Here is a 12,628-nt window from a genome sequence, read left to right on the forward strand (position 1 = left end):
CGCAGATGCACTTACCTTCGACATGACCACCCTCGCCTCCGTCGTCTCCTGCCTGTCCGACTACGATCCGAACGCGCTGCCCGTGGAAACGGCCCAAGCCATCATGCGCGGCTTCGTGCAGCCCGTAAGCGGCTTTGCGCGCGTGCCGATCCGCAGCGCGCTCGACCGCGTGCTGGCCGAAGACATCCTGTCGTCCATCGACGTGCCCTCGCACGACAACTCCGCGATGGATGGTTTCGCCTTCTCCAGCGCCGAACTGGCGCGCAATAACGACGATATTGGCGGTGAAGTCACGCTGAAGGTGATCGGCACCGCGTACGCAGGCGTGGCCTTCCACGGTGCTCCGGGCGCGGGCGATGCCGTGCGCATCATGACCGGCGCCGTCATGCCCGCCGGCTGCGATACCGTCATCCCGCAGGAATTCACGCAAGGTGATGCCACCACCGTCCGCTTTGCCCACGATGCCGTGCGCGCAGGCGACAACCGCCGTCTGCGTGGCGAAGACCTCGCCCGTGGCAACGCCGCACTGTCCGCTGGCCGCATCCTCCGCCCCGCCGACATTGGTCTGCTCGCCTCGCTCGGCATCGCCGAAGTGCCGGTGCGCCGCAAGCTGCGCGTGGCGTTCTTCTCCACCGGCGACGAGCTGCGTTCCATCGGTGAACCGCTCGACGCCGGCTGCGTGTATGACTCCAACCGTTACACGCTGCACGGCATGCTCTCGCGCCTGGGCGTGGAGTTGCTCGACATGGGCGTCGTGCGCGACGACCCGGCCGCGCTGGAAGCCGCGTTCCGCACGGCCGCCGAAAACGCCGATGCCATCATCACCTCCGGCGGTGTCTCCGTTGGCGAAGCGGATTTCACCAAGCAGATGATGGCCCAGTTGGGTGATGTGACGTTCTGGAAGATCGCCATGCGCCCCGGCCGGCCGATGGCGTTCGGACGCATCAACTCGAATGGGCACAACGCGTTTCTGTTTGGTCTGCCAGGCAACCCCGTGGCGGTCATGGTGACGTTCTATCACTTCGTGCGCGGCGCGCTGCTGCGCATGATGGGCGCCACCGAGTCCGGTGCGCCACTGGTGCCGGCCGTCAGTGCAACACCCATCCGCAAGCGCCCAGGACGGACCGAATACCAACGCGCCATCGCCGCCTTGAATAACCGCGGGCAGTTGGAAGTGCGCTTGACGGGCCAGCAAGGCTCCGGCGTGCTGCGCTCCATGAGCGAGGCCAACTGCTTTGTCGTGCTCGCGCATGAGCAAGGCCAGGTCAACGCGGGGGATGCAGTCCAGGTCCTGCTGTTCGACGGCCTGGTGTAGCGGAAGCACGCCCCACGATAGTGCACGGCCTGTCGGTTTTTTGCGTCACCCGCCGGGCGCGGGTATCGGCGAGTCGGTCGATTCGCTACACTCTGCGCCAGTTTGAATGCTTTGAGCTTGCCCACGTTTGAGTAATGCCATGACGAAACAGGAGATTGTTTACCTCCACCCGGCCCACACTGCGCGTGCGCTGATGTTGGTGTACCTGTGCTTCTCGCTCCCGATCGTGGGGTTGGTCTTTTTTACCGGTTTTGTTCGCACGGGCGAACTGCCGGCGATTGCCATCTTGAGTGGCCTGATTCTTAACGCGCTGATCGGTTTCGGCGCGCTCTGGCTGGGTTGCCACGCCTATAACTGGGTGGCCGCACGCTTCGGCGGCATCGAAATCGCGCTGCGCGACGTGCCCGAAGAAGCCTGATCTCGGTATCTATGGATAAAAAAAGGGGCGGAAATTTCCGCCCCTTTGCTTTTGCTGATGCCGACGGCTGTTACTCGGCCTCGGTCTCATCATCCTGCCCATTCAACGCCGACGCCGTTTCCAGCCCCAGCACGTTTTGCGCGGAATCGCTCGGCAGCGCTTCCACCGCCTTGAGCTTGCGGTTCATCTGCCGCGTGCGCACCTCGGCCTGTTCGATGTTGCTGACAGCGCGTTCCAAGGTCTTCTTGGTCGCGGCTAATACGTCGCCGAATTTGCCGAATTCGCTCTTCACCGCACCCAGCACTTGCCACACCTCGCTGGAGCGCTTTTCCAGCGCGAGCGTGCGGAAGCCCATCTGCAGACTGTTCAGGATGGCCGTGAGCGTGGTGGGCCCCGCCACCGTCACGCGGAATTTGCGTTGCAGCTCGTCGGTCAGGCCCGGGCGACGCAGCACTTCGGCATAAAGGCCTTCCGTCGGCAGGAAGAGGATCGCAAAATCGGTCGTGGCCGGCGGTGCGATGTACTTCTCGTGGATGGTCTGGGCTTCCTTGCGCACCGCGACTTCCAACTCACGGCTGGCGACTGCGGCGGCCTCGGCATCCGCGCGCTCCTGCGCGTCGAGCAAGCGTTCGTATTGCTCTTTGGGGAACTTGGCGTCGATCGGTAGCCAGACCGTCGCGTCACGGTCCGCATCGGTCTTGCCGGGCAGCCGGATGGCGAATTCCACGCGCGCGCCGGTGCCGCGCACAGTCTCGACGTTCTTGTCGTACTGCTCCGGCGTCAACATCTGTTCGAGCAGCATCTCGAGCTGGACTTCGCCCCAGGTACCGCGCGTTTTCACGTTGGTCAGCACCTTCTTGAGATCACCCACGCCTTGGGCCAGCGCCTGCATTTCGCCCAGGCCGCGGTGCACCTGCTCCAGCCGATCCGACACCAGCTTGAACGACTCGCCCAGGCGCTGCTCCAGCGTGGCGTGCAGCTTTTCGTCGACGGTGCGGCGCATCTCGTCGAGCTTGGTCGCGTTGTTGGCCTCGATGTCTTTGAGCTTTTGCTCCAGCGTGGCACGCACCTCGGCCAGACGGCGCTCGTTGCCCTCGCCCAGTTGGGCGAGTTGCTGCTGCATGACCTCGCCGAAGCGGCGCAGCGCGTTGCCCTGCTCTTCGCGCGCCTGCTGGGCCTGCTGCTGCAGGCTCTGGCGCACAGCTTCTAGCTGCTGCGTGTTCGTCTCGGTCAGCTTGGTCAGCTGCTGCGCAAACGTGTCGATCTGGTTGTTCTGTAGCGTGGCGACGCTGGTAAGCTGCGTGGCCAGCACCTGCTGGAACTGCCCGAGTTGCTGCGTGACATCGCTACGGCCGATGCGCGCCGTCTCCGCGATTTCACCGCGCAGTTCGCGCTCCACGCGCTCGTTGCCCCGTGCAAGCTCCCGCATGAGCCCATCCTGCAGCGCGGCGAGCACCGGCGACACATCATTGGCCGCCGGACGCGACATACCGCGCCAGATCAGCACACACAGCACCGCCACCAGGGCCACGCCCAGCAGCGTCAACAAAGCCAACCAATCCATAGAGCTATTCGATCAGGAAGCGGCGCGCTGGACCGCCAGCACGTCGGGGTTCAACAAGTTGGGCGGCTGCCCTGCATGCGGGCCAAAACCCAGCGCGGCGATCAGGTTGTCGGCCGCCAGGTTCGCCATGCCCAGGCGCGTGCCGTGCGTGGCACTGGCGATATGCGGTGTGAGCGCAACGTGTTCTGCCTCCAGCAATGCCGGATGCACCTTTGGCTCGCCCTCGTACACGTCCAGGCCGACCGCGAAGATGCGCTTGTCCGCCAACGCCTGCGCCAGCGCCGCATCATCGACGATGCCGCCGCGGGCCAGGTTGACCAGCGTGGCCGTCGGCTTCATCTGCGCCAGCTCTGCGGCGCCAATGGCGTGGTGGCTCTCCTTGGAATACGGCAGCACGAGCACGAGGTGATCGGCCTGCTTCAGGAGTTCTTCTTTGCTGACATACGTGGCGCGCGTGTCCTGCTCGATCTCGGGCGCGAGGCGGCTGCGGTTGTGATAGATCACGCGCATCGAAAAGCCGCTCGCCCGCCGCGCCAGCGCCTGGCCGATGCGGCCCATGCCCAGGATGCCCAGCGTGCTGCCGAACACCTCCGCACCGAGGAACGCGTCATACGTCCACCGCTTCCACTGCCCTGCGCGCAGCCAGCGTTCGGATTCCGACACGCGACGCGCGGCGGCCATCAGCAAGGCCCAACCAAAATCGGCCGTGGTCTCGGTCAGGATGTCCGGCGTGTTGGTGGCCAGAATGCCCGCACGCGTCATCGCCGGCAGGTCCAGATTGTTGTAGCCGACCGCCATGTTCGCAACCGCACGCAGCGTGGGCACACGGGTGATCAACTCTGCGTTGATCGTGTCAGCCGCGTTCGCGAGCAGGCCCACGCGGCCTTGCAAGCGCTCGGCCAATGCCTCGGGCGGATAGACGACATCCGCCTGGTTGTCGATCACGTCGAAGGTTTCGCGCAAGCGCTCCAGCACTTCCGGGAACATCGCGCGGGTGACAAGGATTCCGGGTTTCATACGTTCAACACGTCAGGTTAACGGAAGAAAACGAAAGTCATCAAAACAAAGATCGGCACGAGAATCCCCACCGACCACAGCATGTAGCCGAAGAAACTCGGCATCTGCAAGCCACGGCTTTCAGCGATGGCCTTGACCATCAGGTTGGGCGCGTTGCCGATGTACGTATTGGCCCCCATGAACACGGCTGCAGCCGAGATGGCGGCCAGCGTAGCGGCGCCTTCGCTCATCAACATTTGCGCGTCGCCGCCGGCAGTGTTGAAGAACACGAGATACGTCGGCGCGTTGTCGAGGAAGGATGACAACAAGCCCGTCGCCCAGAAGTACATGGCGTTGTTGGGCTGGCCGGTGCCGTCGTTCACCAGATGCACGATCGCGGCAAACGGGCCATCCACCCCCGCCTTGAGCATCGCAATCACGGGGCCGATGGTGATAAAGATGCCCGCGAACAGCTTGCCCACTTCCAGGATGGGTTCCCAGTTGAACTCGTTGCCCGAACGCGCGCTGCCGGGCGTGAGCCACAACGACAGCAGCGCGATGAGGACCAGACCGACATCACGCACCACGTTCTGCAGCAGCACCTCGGTGCCCATCACGTGGAAGACGATGCCGGGCTTCCACAGCCCGCTCATCAGCACCAGGCCCAGGATGCCGCCGAGCAGCACAAAGTTGATGTTGCCCTCGAAGCGCAGCGGGCCCGCGTCGTCGGGCGTGGCGTCGGTGATGTTGGGCAGTTCTTCCTTGCCCGTGTGGTAGTAGTAGCTATCGACAACGAAGAAGATGGCCAGCAGCAACACCCACATCGTCAGCGTCTGGCGCCAGAGGAATTTCGCGGTCCAGAAGAAATCGACGCCTTGCAGGAAACCCAGGAACAGCGGCGGATCGCCCAGGGGCGTGAGCGCCCCACCCGCATTGGCCACCAGGAAGATGAAGAACACGACGACATGCGCACGATGCCGGCGTGCCTCGTTGGCGCGCAGCAGCGGACGGATCAGCAGCATGGCAGCACCGGTCGTACCCATGATGCTGGCCAGGCCCGTGCCGAGAGCGATCAACCCCGTATTGAGTTTGGGCGTGCCGTGCAGATTGCCGCGAATGCAGATGCCGCCTGCCACCACATACAACGCGGCAATCAACGCGATGAAAGGGATGTACTCGGCAAGCGCCGCGTGAACGACGGAAGCGATCGCCGCCTCGCCGCCGAAGCTGATGCCGAACGGCACCAGAAATGCCAAGCTCCACGCGGCCGCAATCTTGCCGTAGTGGTCGTGCCACAGCTTGGGCGCCACCAGCGGCGCAATCGCAATCGACAGCAGAATCCCCGCGAACGGCACGCCCCACCACAGCGGCAACTCGGCGCCATTCACATCAGCGGCACGCGCGAAACCACAGACAAACAGGAAGACAAGGGGCCAGAGGCGTTTCACGTGGGCGTTCTCCTTAGCAGCGGCGCGCAGCGAAGCCAGGCGCGCCTCACGGGCAAAGACGCCAGTGTAAACGCCTAGGTCGCGGCGCTCGGAAAACGTCCACACATGTTTGACAGTGCAACGGGGCCAATTGGCCCAATTGGCCCAATGCGCCGAATGGCCTTCAGGCCTCCGTCACCACGATCACGTGAACGCGGTAGGGGCCATGGGCGCCCAGCACGATGGTCTGCTCAATGTCACCCGTGCGCGACGGCCCGCTGATGACATTGGTGGCACGCGGCAGCTCACCCCGCTCCGCACGCACCAACGCATAGGCCTCTTCCAGGTTGGCGACGATGCGCGAACGCGGCACCACGGCGATATGCGTCTCGGGCAGCAGCGCGGTGGAAGCCACGCTCTCCGGCCCCGACAGCAGCATCAGCGAACCCGTCTCGGCAATCGCGCAGAAGCAGCCCGTAATGCCAACGAGATCACCGTGGTCGTGATCCGCTTGGGGTTCGCGCACCGGGGGGCGGAATTCGACGGCGATGCCGGCTGCCGCCCAATCGAGGGATTGCAGCGTGGTCCACGCCACAGCGCTTGGCTTCAGGTCCAGGCCGGCCAGATAGCGCGCCACGGCAACCGGCACGTCAGCCAGCGTGGCGACCGAGTCCAGCGTCGACGCCATCTTCAGCGCCTGCTCGGAAAAATGCGCGGCGACATCTTCCGGGATGGGTGGACGCGGACCTGCCGGATGACGCGCCAGGTAGTCCGCCACGGCATCGCGTTCACCCTGGGTCGGCTGCGCGGGACGATGCTGCGCATTGCGGATGCGCGCGAAGATGGCGTCGCGGGCGCGGGTCGTGTCGAGCGGGTCGACGGGGGTATCTGGTCGTGATTCCATGGCGGCTCCGAAAGATCGGTCGATTATACGAGCCGCATTCAGCTCGGTCCGCCAACGCCGTTGAAACTTATTCGGCGTCGGCGTGAGCCCAATTGCACGCCTGACTACTGACTACTGACTACTGACTACTGACTACTGACTACTGACTACTGACTACTGCACGCCAAAGACTTGCTTCAGATACGTCAGGTAGGCCGGGTCGTCGCACATGGTCTTTTCGGGTGCGTCTGACAGCTTGGCCACCGGCTGCCCGTTGCAGCGAACCATCTTGATGACGATCTGCAGCGGCGTGTAGCCCAGGTCATTGGTGAGGTTGGTCCCCACGCCGAAGGCCAGCTTGCAGCGATCATGGAAGCGTTCGTACAGGCCGATCACCTTGGGCATATCCAGGCTGTCGGAGAAGATCAGCGCCTTGGATTTCGGCTCGACGCGCATCTCTTCGTAGTGCTTGAGCATGCGTTCGCCCCACTCGAACGGGTCGCCGGAATCATGCCGCACGCCGTCGAAGAGCTTGCAGAAGAACATGTCGAAATCGCGCAGGAAGGCGTCGAAACCGTAGGTGTCCGACAGCGCGATGCCGAGATCGCCGCGGTATTCCTTGGCCCAGGTCTCCAGCGCGAAGGTCTGCGAATCGCGCAGGCGCGGGCCCAGGGCCTGGCACGCCTGCAGGTATTCGTGCGCCATGGTGCCCAGCGGCGTCATGTTGTGCTTCATGGCGAAGTAGACGTTGCTGGTGCCGGCGTACTGGGCACCGAGTTGCGTGCGTGTCTCCATCAGCACGTGCTCATGCCACGTGTGCGAAAAGCGGCGGCGCGTGCCGTAATCGGCGATGCGGCATGCCTCCAGGCCCGGGCGCATCAGCGAGCCCAGCTTCTCGGTCAGGCGGCGCTTGCCCTCCTCCCACTGCGGGTGGCTTTGCGTGCGGCTGAAGAACACCTCGTTGACGATGGCCAGCACCGGCACCTCGAACATGATCGTGTGCAGCCACGGCCCGGCGATGACGATTTCAATCTGCCCGTCATTGCTCGGCGCCGGACGCACCTCGATGTACTTCTCGTTGAGGTGGAATAGGCCCAGAAAATCGACGAAATCGCTCTTGATGAAGCGGAAACCGCGCAAGTAATCCAGCTCGGCCTCGGTAAAGCGCAAGGTGCAGAGCTGGCGGATTTCCGCGCGGATCTCTTCGATGAACGGCACGAGATCAACGCCGGCGTTGCGACACTTGAAGCGGTATTCAACGTGCGCACCGGGGAAGTGATGCAGCACCACCTGCATCATCGTGAATTTGTACAGATCGGTATCGAGCAGCGAGCGGATGATCATCTGGGCAACGCCAAAAACCACGGGAAGTGGGCGTCATGCTAACCGAACCCCGGCCGGGCGCCAGATGGGGCGTACAAATCTCTTCCAAAACACGGCTTTTACCGGCCCGCGCAGGCGGGGAACCCCTTGATTCCGCTATAATTTCTGGTTTCCGACCGGATTTTTGCACCATGGAAGCAGAACGCCTCAATGCCATCCAGAACACGTTGGCCGACCTGAAGTCGCGCGCCGACGACCTTCGGAGGTATCTTTGACTACGACGTCAAATCTGAACGTCTAGTTGAAGTCGATAAGGAACTCGAAAACCCCGAGGTCTGGAACGACCCCAAACGCGCCCAGGAACTGGGCCGCGAGAAAAAATCGCTGGAAACCGTCGTGCTGGCCCTGACCAAGCTCGACGAAGACCTCACCGGCGGCGCCGAGCTGTTCGAGCTGGCCCGCGAAGAAGGCGACGACGACACCATCGAGGCCATTGAAGCCGATACCGCCGGCATGCGCGCCATTGTCGAAGACATGGAATTCCGCCGCATGTTCTCCGGCCCGATGGACGCCGCCAACTGCTTTATCGACATCCAAGCCGGCGCCGGCGGTACCGAGGCGTGCGACTGGGCGTCGATGCTGCTGCGTCAATACCTGAAGTACTGCGAGCGCAAGGGCTTCAAGACCGAAGTGCTGGAAGAGTCCGAAGGCGACGTGGCCGGCATCAAGAGTGCGTCGATCAAGGTCGAGGGCGAATACGCATTCGGTTTCCTGCGCACCGAAACCGGCGTGCACCGCCTGGTGCGCAAGTCGCCGTTCGACTCGGCAGGTGGCCGCCACACGTCGTTCTCGTCGATCTTCGTGTACCCGGAAGTGGATGACTCGATCGAGATCGAGGTCAACCCGGCGGACCTGCGTGTCGATACGTACCGCGCGTCCGGCGCGGGCGGTCAGCACATCAACAAGACCGATTCGGCCGTGCGGATTACGCACATCCCGACCGGCATCGTCGTGCAGTGCCAGAACGACCGCTCGCAGCACCGTAACCGCGCTGAGGCGATGACGATGCTGAAATCGCGCCTGTACGAGCACGAGCTGCGCAAGCGCCAAGCTGCGGCCGACGCGCAGGAAGCCGCCAAGACCGACGTGGGCTGGGGCCACCAGATCCGTTCCTACGTGCTCGACCAGAGCCGCATCAAGGATCTGCGCACAAACGTGGAAATCTCCAACACGCAGAAGGTGCTGGACGGCGATTTGGACCCCTTCATTCAGGCCAGCCTGAAGCAAGGCGTCTAACCGAGCCCGAGCGACCGCCATGCCTGACACGTCTTTGTTCATCCTGACCGGCACCTCGCGCGGCCTGGGCGCCGCGCTGGCCCGGGCGTTGATGCAGCCGGGTCACCGGCTCATCTGCGTAGCTCGCGGCGATAACGCTGAACTGCGCGCACAAGCGACTGCCGCTGGCGTGACACTCGACTGGCATCAGGTCGACCTGTCCGACGCGCACGCCGCCGAGGCCTGGATGACCAAGACGCTGGCCGCCCTGCCCGCCTACAAGAACGTGACGCTGGTGCTCAACGCCGGTGCGGTCGAGCCCATCGGCACCATCGACACGCTGCGCGCCGATACGCTCCTGCCGCACCTGCAGTTGAACCTGGCTGGCCCGATGGCACTGACCGCCGCCCTGCTACGCGGCACCGCCGCCTGGAACGCGCAGCGCCGCGTGCTGGCGATCTCGTCGGGCGCCGCGCGCCGGCCGATCGCCGGCTGGGCTGCGTACTGCACGGGCAAGGCGGGGCTCGACATGTTCGTGCGCGCCATCAACGTGGATGGCGATGCCAGCGTGCGCGCCGTGGCGCTGGCCCCGGGTGTGATCGACACCGACATGCAACGCACCATCCGTGGCGCAAGCTTTGCCGGCGTGCAGCGCTTCCGCGATCTGCACACGCATGGCGAGCTGGTCTCGCCGCAAGACGCCGCCGCGCGCATCGCCGCCTACCTCGCCCGCCCCGACTTTGGCGCGACCGAACTCGACGATCTGCGCAATTACACCTAATCCGCGCCTGACAAGACTCTCCTCTCATCACCATCATGACCGAACAGAACAACCCGGCCACAGCACCAGTCGCGGCGCAGGATGACAACAAGATCATCGCCGAGCGCCGCGAGAAGCTGGCAGAGATCCGCCAACAAGGCGTCGCCTTCCCCAACGATTTCCGCCCGACGCATCACGCCGGCGATCTGCAAGCCAAGTACCGCGAATTTGAGCAGGCCACGCTGGAAGCCGAACCGGTGCAAGTCGCCATCGCCGGCCGCATGATGCTCAAGCGCGTGATGGGCAAGGCCAGCTTTGCCACCGTGCAGGACAGCACCGACCGCATCCAGTTCTACATCAGCCGTGATGCCGTGGGCGAAGACGTCTACGCCAGCTTCAAGAAGTGGGATCTGGGCGATATCGTGGCCGCCCGCGGCACGCTGATGAAGACGAAGACCGGCGAACTGTCGGTGGCCGTGACGGAACTGCGCCTGCTCTCCAAGAGCCTGCGCCCGCTGCCGGGCGACTTCTATGGTCTGGCCGATCAAGAAGTGAAATATCGCCAGCGCTACGTCGACCTGATCGTCTCGAAGGAAACGCGCGACACCTTCCGCGCCCGCACCAAGGCCATGGCCTCGCTGCGCAACTTCATGGCTGGCAACGGCTTCATGGAGGTTGAGACGCCGATGCTGCACCCGATTCCGGGCGGCGCTGCGGCCAAGCCGTTCATCACGCACCACAACGCACTGGACATGCAGATGTTCCTGCGCATCGCGCCGGAGCTGTACCTCAAGCGCCTGATCGTCGGCGGCTTTGATCGCGTGTTCGAAATCAACCGCAACTTCCGTAACGAGGGCGTGTCGCCGCGACACAACCCCGAGTTCACGATGATGGAGTTCTACGCGGCCTACACGGACTACCGCTGGCTGATGGACTTCACCGAGCAGCTGATCCGCCAAGCCGCGATCGACGCCTCGGGCACCGCCACCCTGACCTACCAGGGCCGCGAGTTGGATCTGGCCAAGCCGTTCCATCGCCTGACGATCTGCCAGGCCATTCAGAAGTACGCGCCGCAGTACACCGATGCGCAACTGGCCGACGTCGAGTTCCTGCGCGCCGAGCTGAAGAAGTTCAAGATCGACACCAACGCGCCGCAGTTCCTGAACGCCGGCGTGGGCACGCTGCAACTGGTGCTGTTTGAAGAGACGGCCGAGTCGCAACTGTGGGAGCCGACCTTCATCATCGACTACCCGGTCGAAGTCTCGCCGCTGGCGCGCGCCTCCGATACGCAGCCGGGCATCACCGAGCGCTTCGAGCTGTTCATTACCGGCCGCGAAATCGCCAACGGCTTCTCGGAGTTGAATGACGCAGAGGACCAGGCCGAGCGCTTCCGCAAGCAGGTCGAACAGAAGGACGCCGGTGACGAAGAAGCCATGTTCTACGACGCTGACTACATCCGCGCACTGGAATACGGCATGCCCCCGACGGGCGGCTGCGGCATCGGCATCGACCGTCTGGTGATGCTGCTGACCGACAGCCCGAACATCCGCGACGTGATCCTCTTCCCGCACCTGCGCCGCGAAGATTGATTGGCCGGAAAGCCAGCCTCGCGAGAACGCCCCTTCGGGGGCGTTTTTGTTGGGCGCGCAGCCGCGCAATCGGCGCGCCTACCCCGCTATTTGTAACATCCCCACGATGCCACAACATGTATAAAAACGCGGCAACTCTTTGATTTTTAATAGAAAAACAGGACTACAGATGCTTACAAATTAAAACGGCATCCGTTTGGGCGATGCACCACACTGTGATCATCAAAACGCCGAACCGATCACGGCGCAGGAGAGCGAAGATGAACAACAACGTCCAATCGAACCAAGGTCAACAATATGCCGCCACGTCGCCGGGCCAAGTGCCGCCGTCGTCGCGCCGCATGCATCCGCTGATGACGACGGCCGCTGTGGCCGTGATCATCGCCAGCCTGACGGCAGTGGCCGCCATTACCGGCGTCTTGCCGACGTCGAAGGCCACGCAGGGCAGCACCGATCCGAACGTCGCAGCCCAGTCTGCAGCCGCGATGCCGGGCGCCTCCGCCCCCATGGCGTTGGCGGCTCCGGGCCAGACGACGCAACCGAATCAAGCCGCGCCGTATCCGGCACAAAACGTGGCACCCGCTCCGGCCCCGGCACGTGCGCGTGAGCCTTCGTATGCTGAACGCGCTCCGTTGACCAGCCCGCACTACGCACAAACGCAGCCGCGCCAATCGGCCAGCCCGTATGCCGGCCGTGTGACGTCGATCACCCCGATCACCACGCAAGCCAAGGAAACCGGTCTCGGCATGATTGGCGGTGCAGTGGTGGGTGGCCTCCTGGGTAACCAGGTCGGTCGCGGCAATGGCCGCACGCTCGCTACGGTGGGCGGCGCGCTGGCGGGCGGTTACGGCGGCCATGTGGCAGAAAACTACTACCATCGCGATACCGAATACCGCGTGAACGTGCGTATGGACAACGGCACCAACCGCAGCTTCACCTACAAGGCTGCCCCGGGCTTCCAGCCGGGTGACCGCGTGCACGTCGAAGACGGCTCGCTGGTGGCCGGCTGATCCGGCATCCGCTTCGCACCCAAAGAAAAACCGGCCTTCGGGCCGGTTTTTCATGCGCGTGCGGTGGA

General features: G+C 63.9%; 11 protein-coding genes. 6 read left to right on the forward strand and 5 right to left on the reverse strand.

The features are described from left to right. Positions 1-22: 22 nt before the first annotated feature. Positions 23-1,315, forward strand: coding sequence for a molybdopterin molybdotransferase MoeA (gene moeA / locus ACS7SF_RS03240; protein ID WP_439891661.1), 1,293 nt, complete (start codon positions 23-25; stop codon positions 1,313-1,315). A 139-nt stretch (positions 1,316-1,454) separates the two neighbouring features. Then, on the forward strand, positions 1,455-1,733 hold the full coding sequence (locus ACS7SF_RS03245; protein ID WP_426394031.1) for a hypothetical protein: 279 nt from the start codon (positions 1,455-1,457) through the stop codon (positions 1,731-1,733). A gap of 70 nt (positions 1,734-1,803) precedes the next feature. Here the strand turns inward: ACS7SF_RS03245 and ACS7SF_RS03250 are convergent, their stop codons facing one another. The 5 genes from ACS7SF_RS03250 to pncB all read right to left on the reverse strand — a co-directional run bounded on the left by ACS7SF_RS03250 (position 1,804) and on the right by pncB (position 7,947). Next, positions 1,804-3,297, reverse strand: a complete 1,494-nt coding sequence (locus ACS7SF_RS03250) for a DNA recombination protein RmuC (RefSeq protein WP_439891662.1) — start codon at positions 3,295-3,297, stop codon at positions 1,804-1,806. Between the two features lie 12 nt (positions 3,298-3,309). Continuing rightward, on the reverse strand, positions 3,310-4,314 hold the full coding sequence (locus ACS7SF_RS03255) for a 2-hydroxyacid dehydrogenase (RefSeq protein ID WP_439891663.1): 1,005 nt from the start codon (positions 4,312-4,314) through the stop codon (positions 3,310-3,312). Between the two features lie 17 nt (positions 4,315-4,331). Further along, the gene (locus tag ACS7SF_RS03260) at positions 4,332-5,741 is read right to left on the reverse strand and encodes a sodium:proton antiporter (RefSeq protein WP_439891664.1); all 1,410 of its coding nucleotides are present in this window, start codon (positions 5,739-5,741) and stop codon (positions 4,332-4,334) included. A gap of 163 nt (positions 5,742-5,904) precedes the next feature. After that, entirely contained in the window at positions 5,905-6,624 is a 720-nt protein-coding gene (locus tag ACS7SF_RS03265; protein ID WP_439891665.1) for a LutC/YkgG family protein, read from the reverse strand. A gap of 153 nt (positions 6,625-6,777) precedes the next feature. Continuing rightward, a complete protein-coding gene (pncB, locus tag ACS7SF_RS03270) occupies positions 6,778-7,947 on the reverse strand; it encodes a nicotinate phosphoribosyltransferase (protein WP_426394038.1) in 1,170 nt (389 codons plus the stop codon). A gap of 170 nt (positions 7,948-8,117) precedes the next feature. Between pncB and prfB the strand changes: the two genes are divergently transcribed. The 4 genes from prfB to ACS7SF_RS03290 all read left to right on the forward strand — a co-directional run bounded on the left by prfB (position 8,118) and on the right by ACS7SF_RS03290 (position 12,560). Next, positions 8,118-9,222 (forward strand): peptide chain release factor 2 gene (gene prfB, locus ACS7SF_RS03275; protein ID WP_102064856.1). Its coding sequence is split into 2 segments (ribosomal slippage): positions 8,118-8,198 and positions 8,200-9,222, totalling 1,104 coding nucleotides; the frame shifts between segments, so codons are not numbered across the junction. A 19-nt stretch (positions 9,223-9,241) separates the two neighbouring features. Further along, a complete protein-coding gene (locus ACS7SF_RS03280; RefSeq protein ID WP_439891666.1) occupies positions 9,242-9,982 on the forward strand; it encodes an SDR family oxidoreductase in 741 nt (246 codons plus the stop codon). Between the two features lie 35 nt (positions 9,983-10,017). Then, entirely contained in the window at positions 10,018-11,550 is a 1,533-nt protein-coding gene (lysS, locus tag ACS7SF_RS03285) for a lysine--tRNA ligase (protein WP_439891667.1), read from the forward strand. Positions 11,551-11,810: 260 nt separating this feature from the next. Next, positions 11,811-12,560: a glycine zipper 2TM domain-containing protein gene (locus tag ACS7SF_RS03290; RefSeq protein ID WP_439891668.1), complete on the forward strand. Its 750-nt coding sequence runs from the start codon at positions 11,811-11,813 to the stop codon at positions 12,558-12,560. Positions 12,561-12,628 lie beyond the last annotated feature (68 nt).

The organism is Ralstonia sp. 25C, assembly GCF_051904805.1.
Classification (GTDB): Bacteria; Pseudomonadota; Gammaproteobacteria; order Burkholderiales; family Burkholderiaceae; genus Ralstonia.

Bases quoted from the DNA above. Each gene is read 5' to 3' on its own strand.
- moeA (WP_439891661.1), top strand. From the start codon at position 23: ATGACCACCCTCGCCTCCGTCGTCTCCTGCCTGTCCGACTACGATCCG.
- ACS7SF_RS03245 (WP_426394031.1), top strand. From the start codon at position 1,455: ATGACGAAACAGGAGATTGTTTACCTCCACCCGGCCCACACTGCGCGT.
- ACS7SF_RS03250 (WP_439891662.1), bottom strand. From the start codon at position 3,297: ATGGATTGGTTGGCTTTGTTGACGCTGCTGGGCGTGGCCCTGGTGGCG.
- ACS7SF_RS03255 (WP_439891663.1), bottom strand. From the start codon at position 4,314: ATGAAACCCGGAATCCTTGTCACCCGCGCGATGTTCCCGGAAGTGCTG.
- ACS7SF_RS03265 (WP_439891665.1), bottom strand. From the start codon at position 6,624: ATGGAATCACGACCAGATACCCCCGTCGACCCGCTCGACACGACCCGC.
- pncB (WP_426394038.1), bottom strand. From the start codon at position 7,947: ATGATCATCCGCTCGCTGCTCGATACCGATCTGTACAAATTCACGATG.
- ACS7SF_RS03280 (WP_439891666.1), top strand. From the start codon at position 9,242: ATGCCTGACACGTCTTTGTTCATCCTGACCGGCACCTCGCGCGGCCTG.
- lysS (WP_439891667.1), top strand. From the start codon at position 10,018: ATGACCGAACAGAACAACCCGGCCACAGCACCAGTCGCGGCGCAGGAT.
- ACS7SF_RS03290 (WP_439891668.1), top strand. From the start codon at position 11,811: ATGAACAACAACGTCCAATCGAACCAAGGTCAACAATATGCCGCCACG.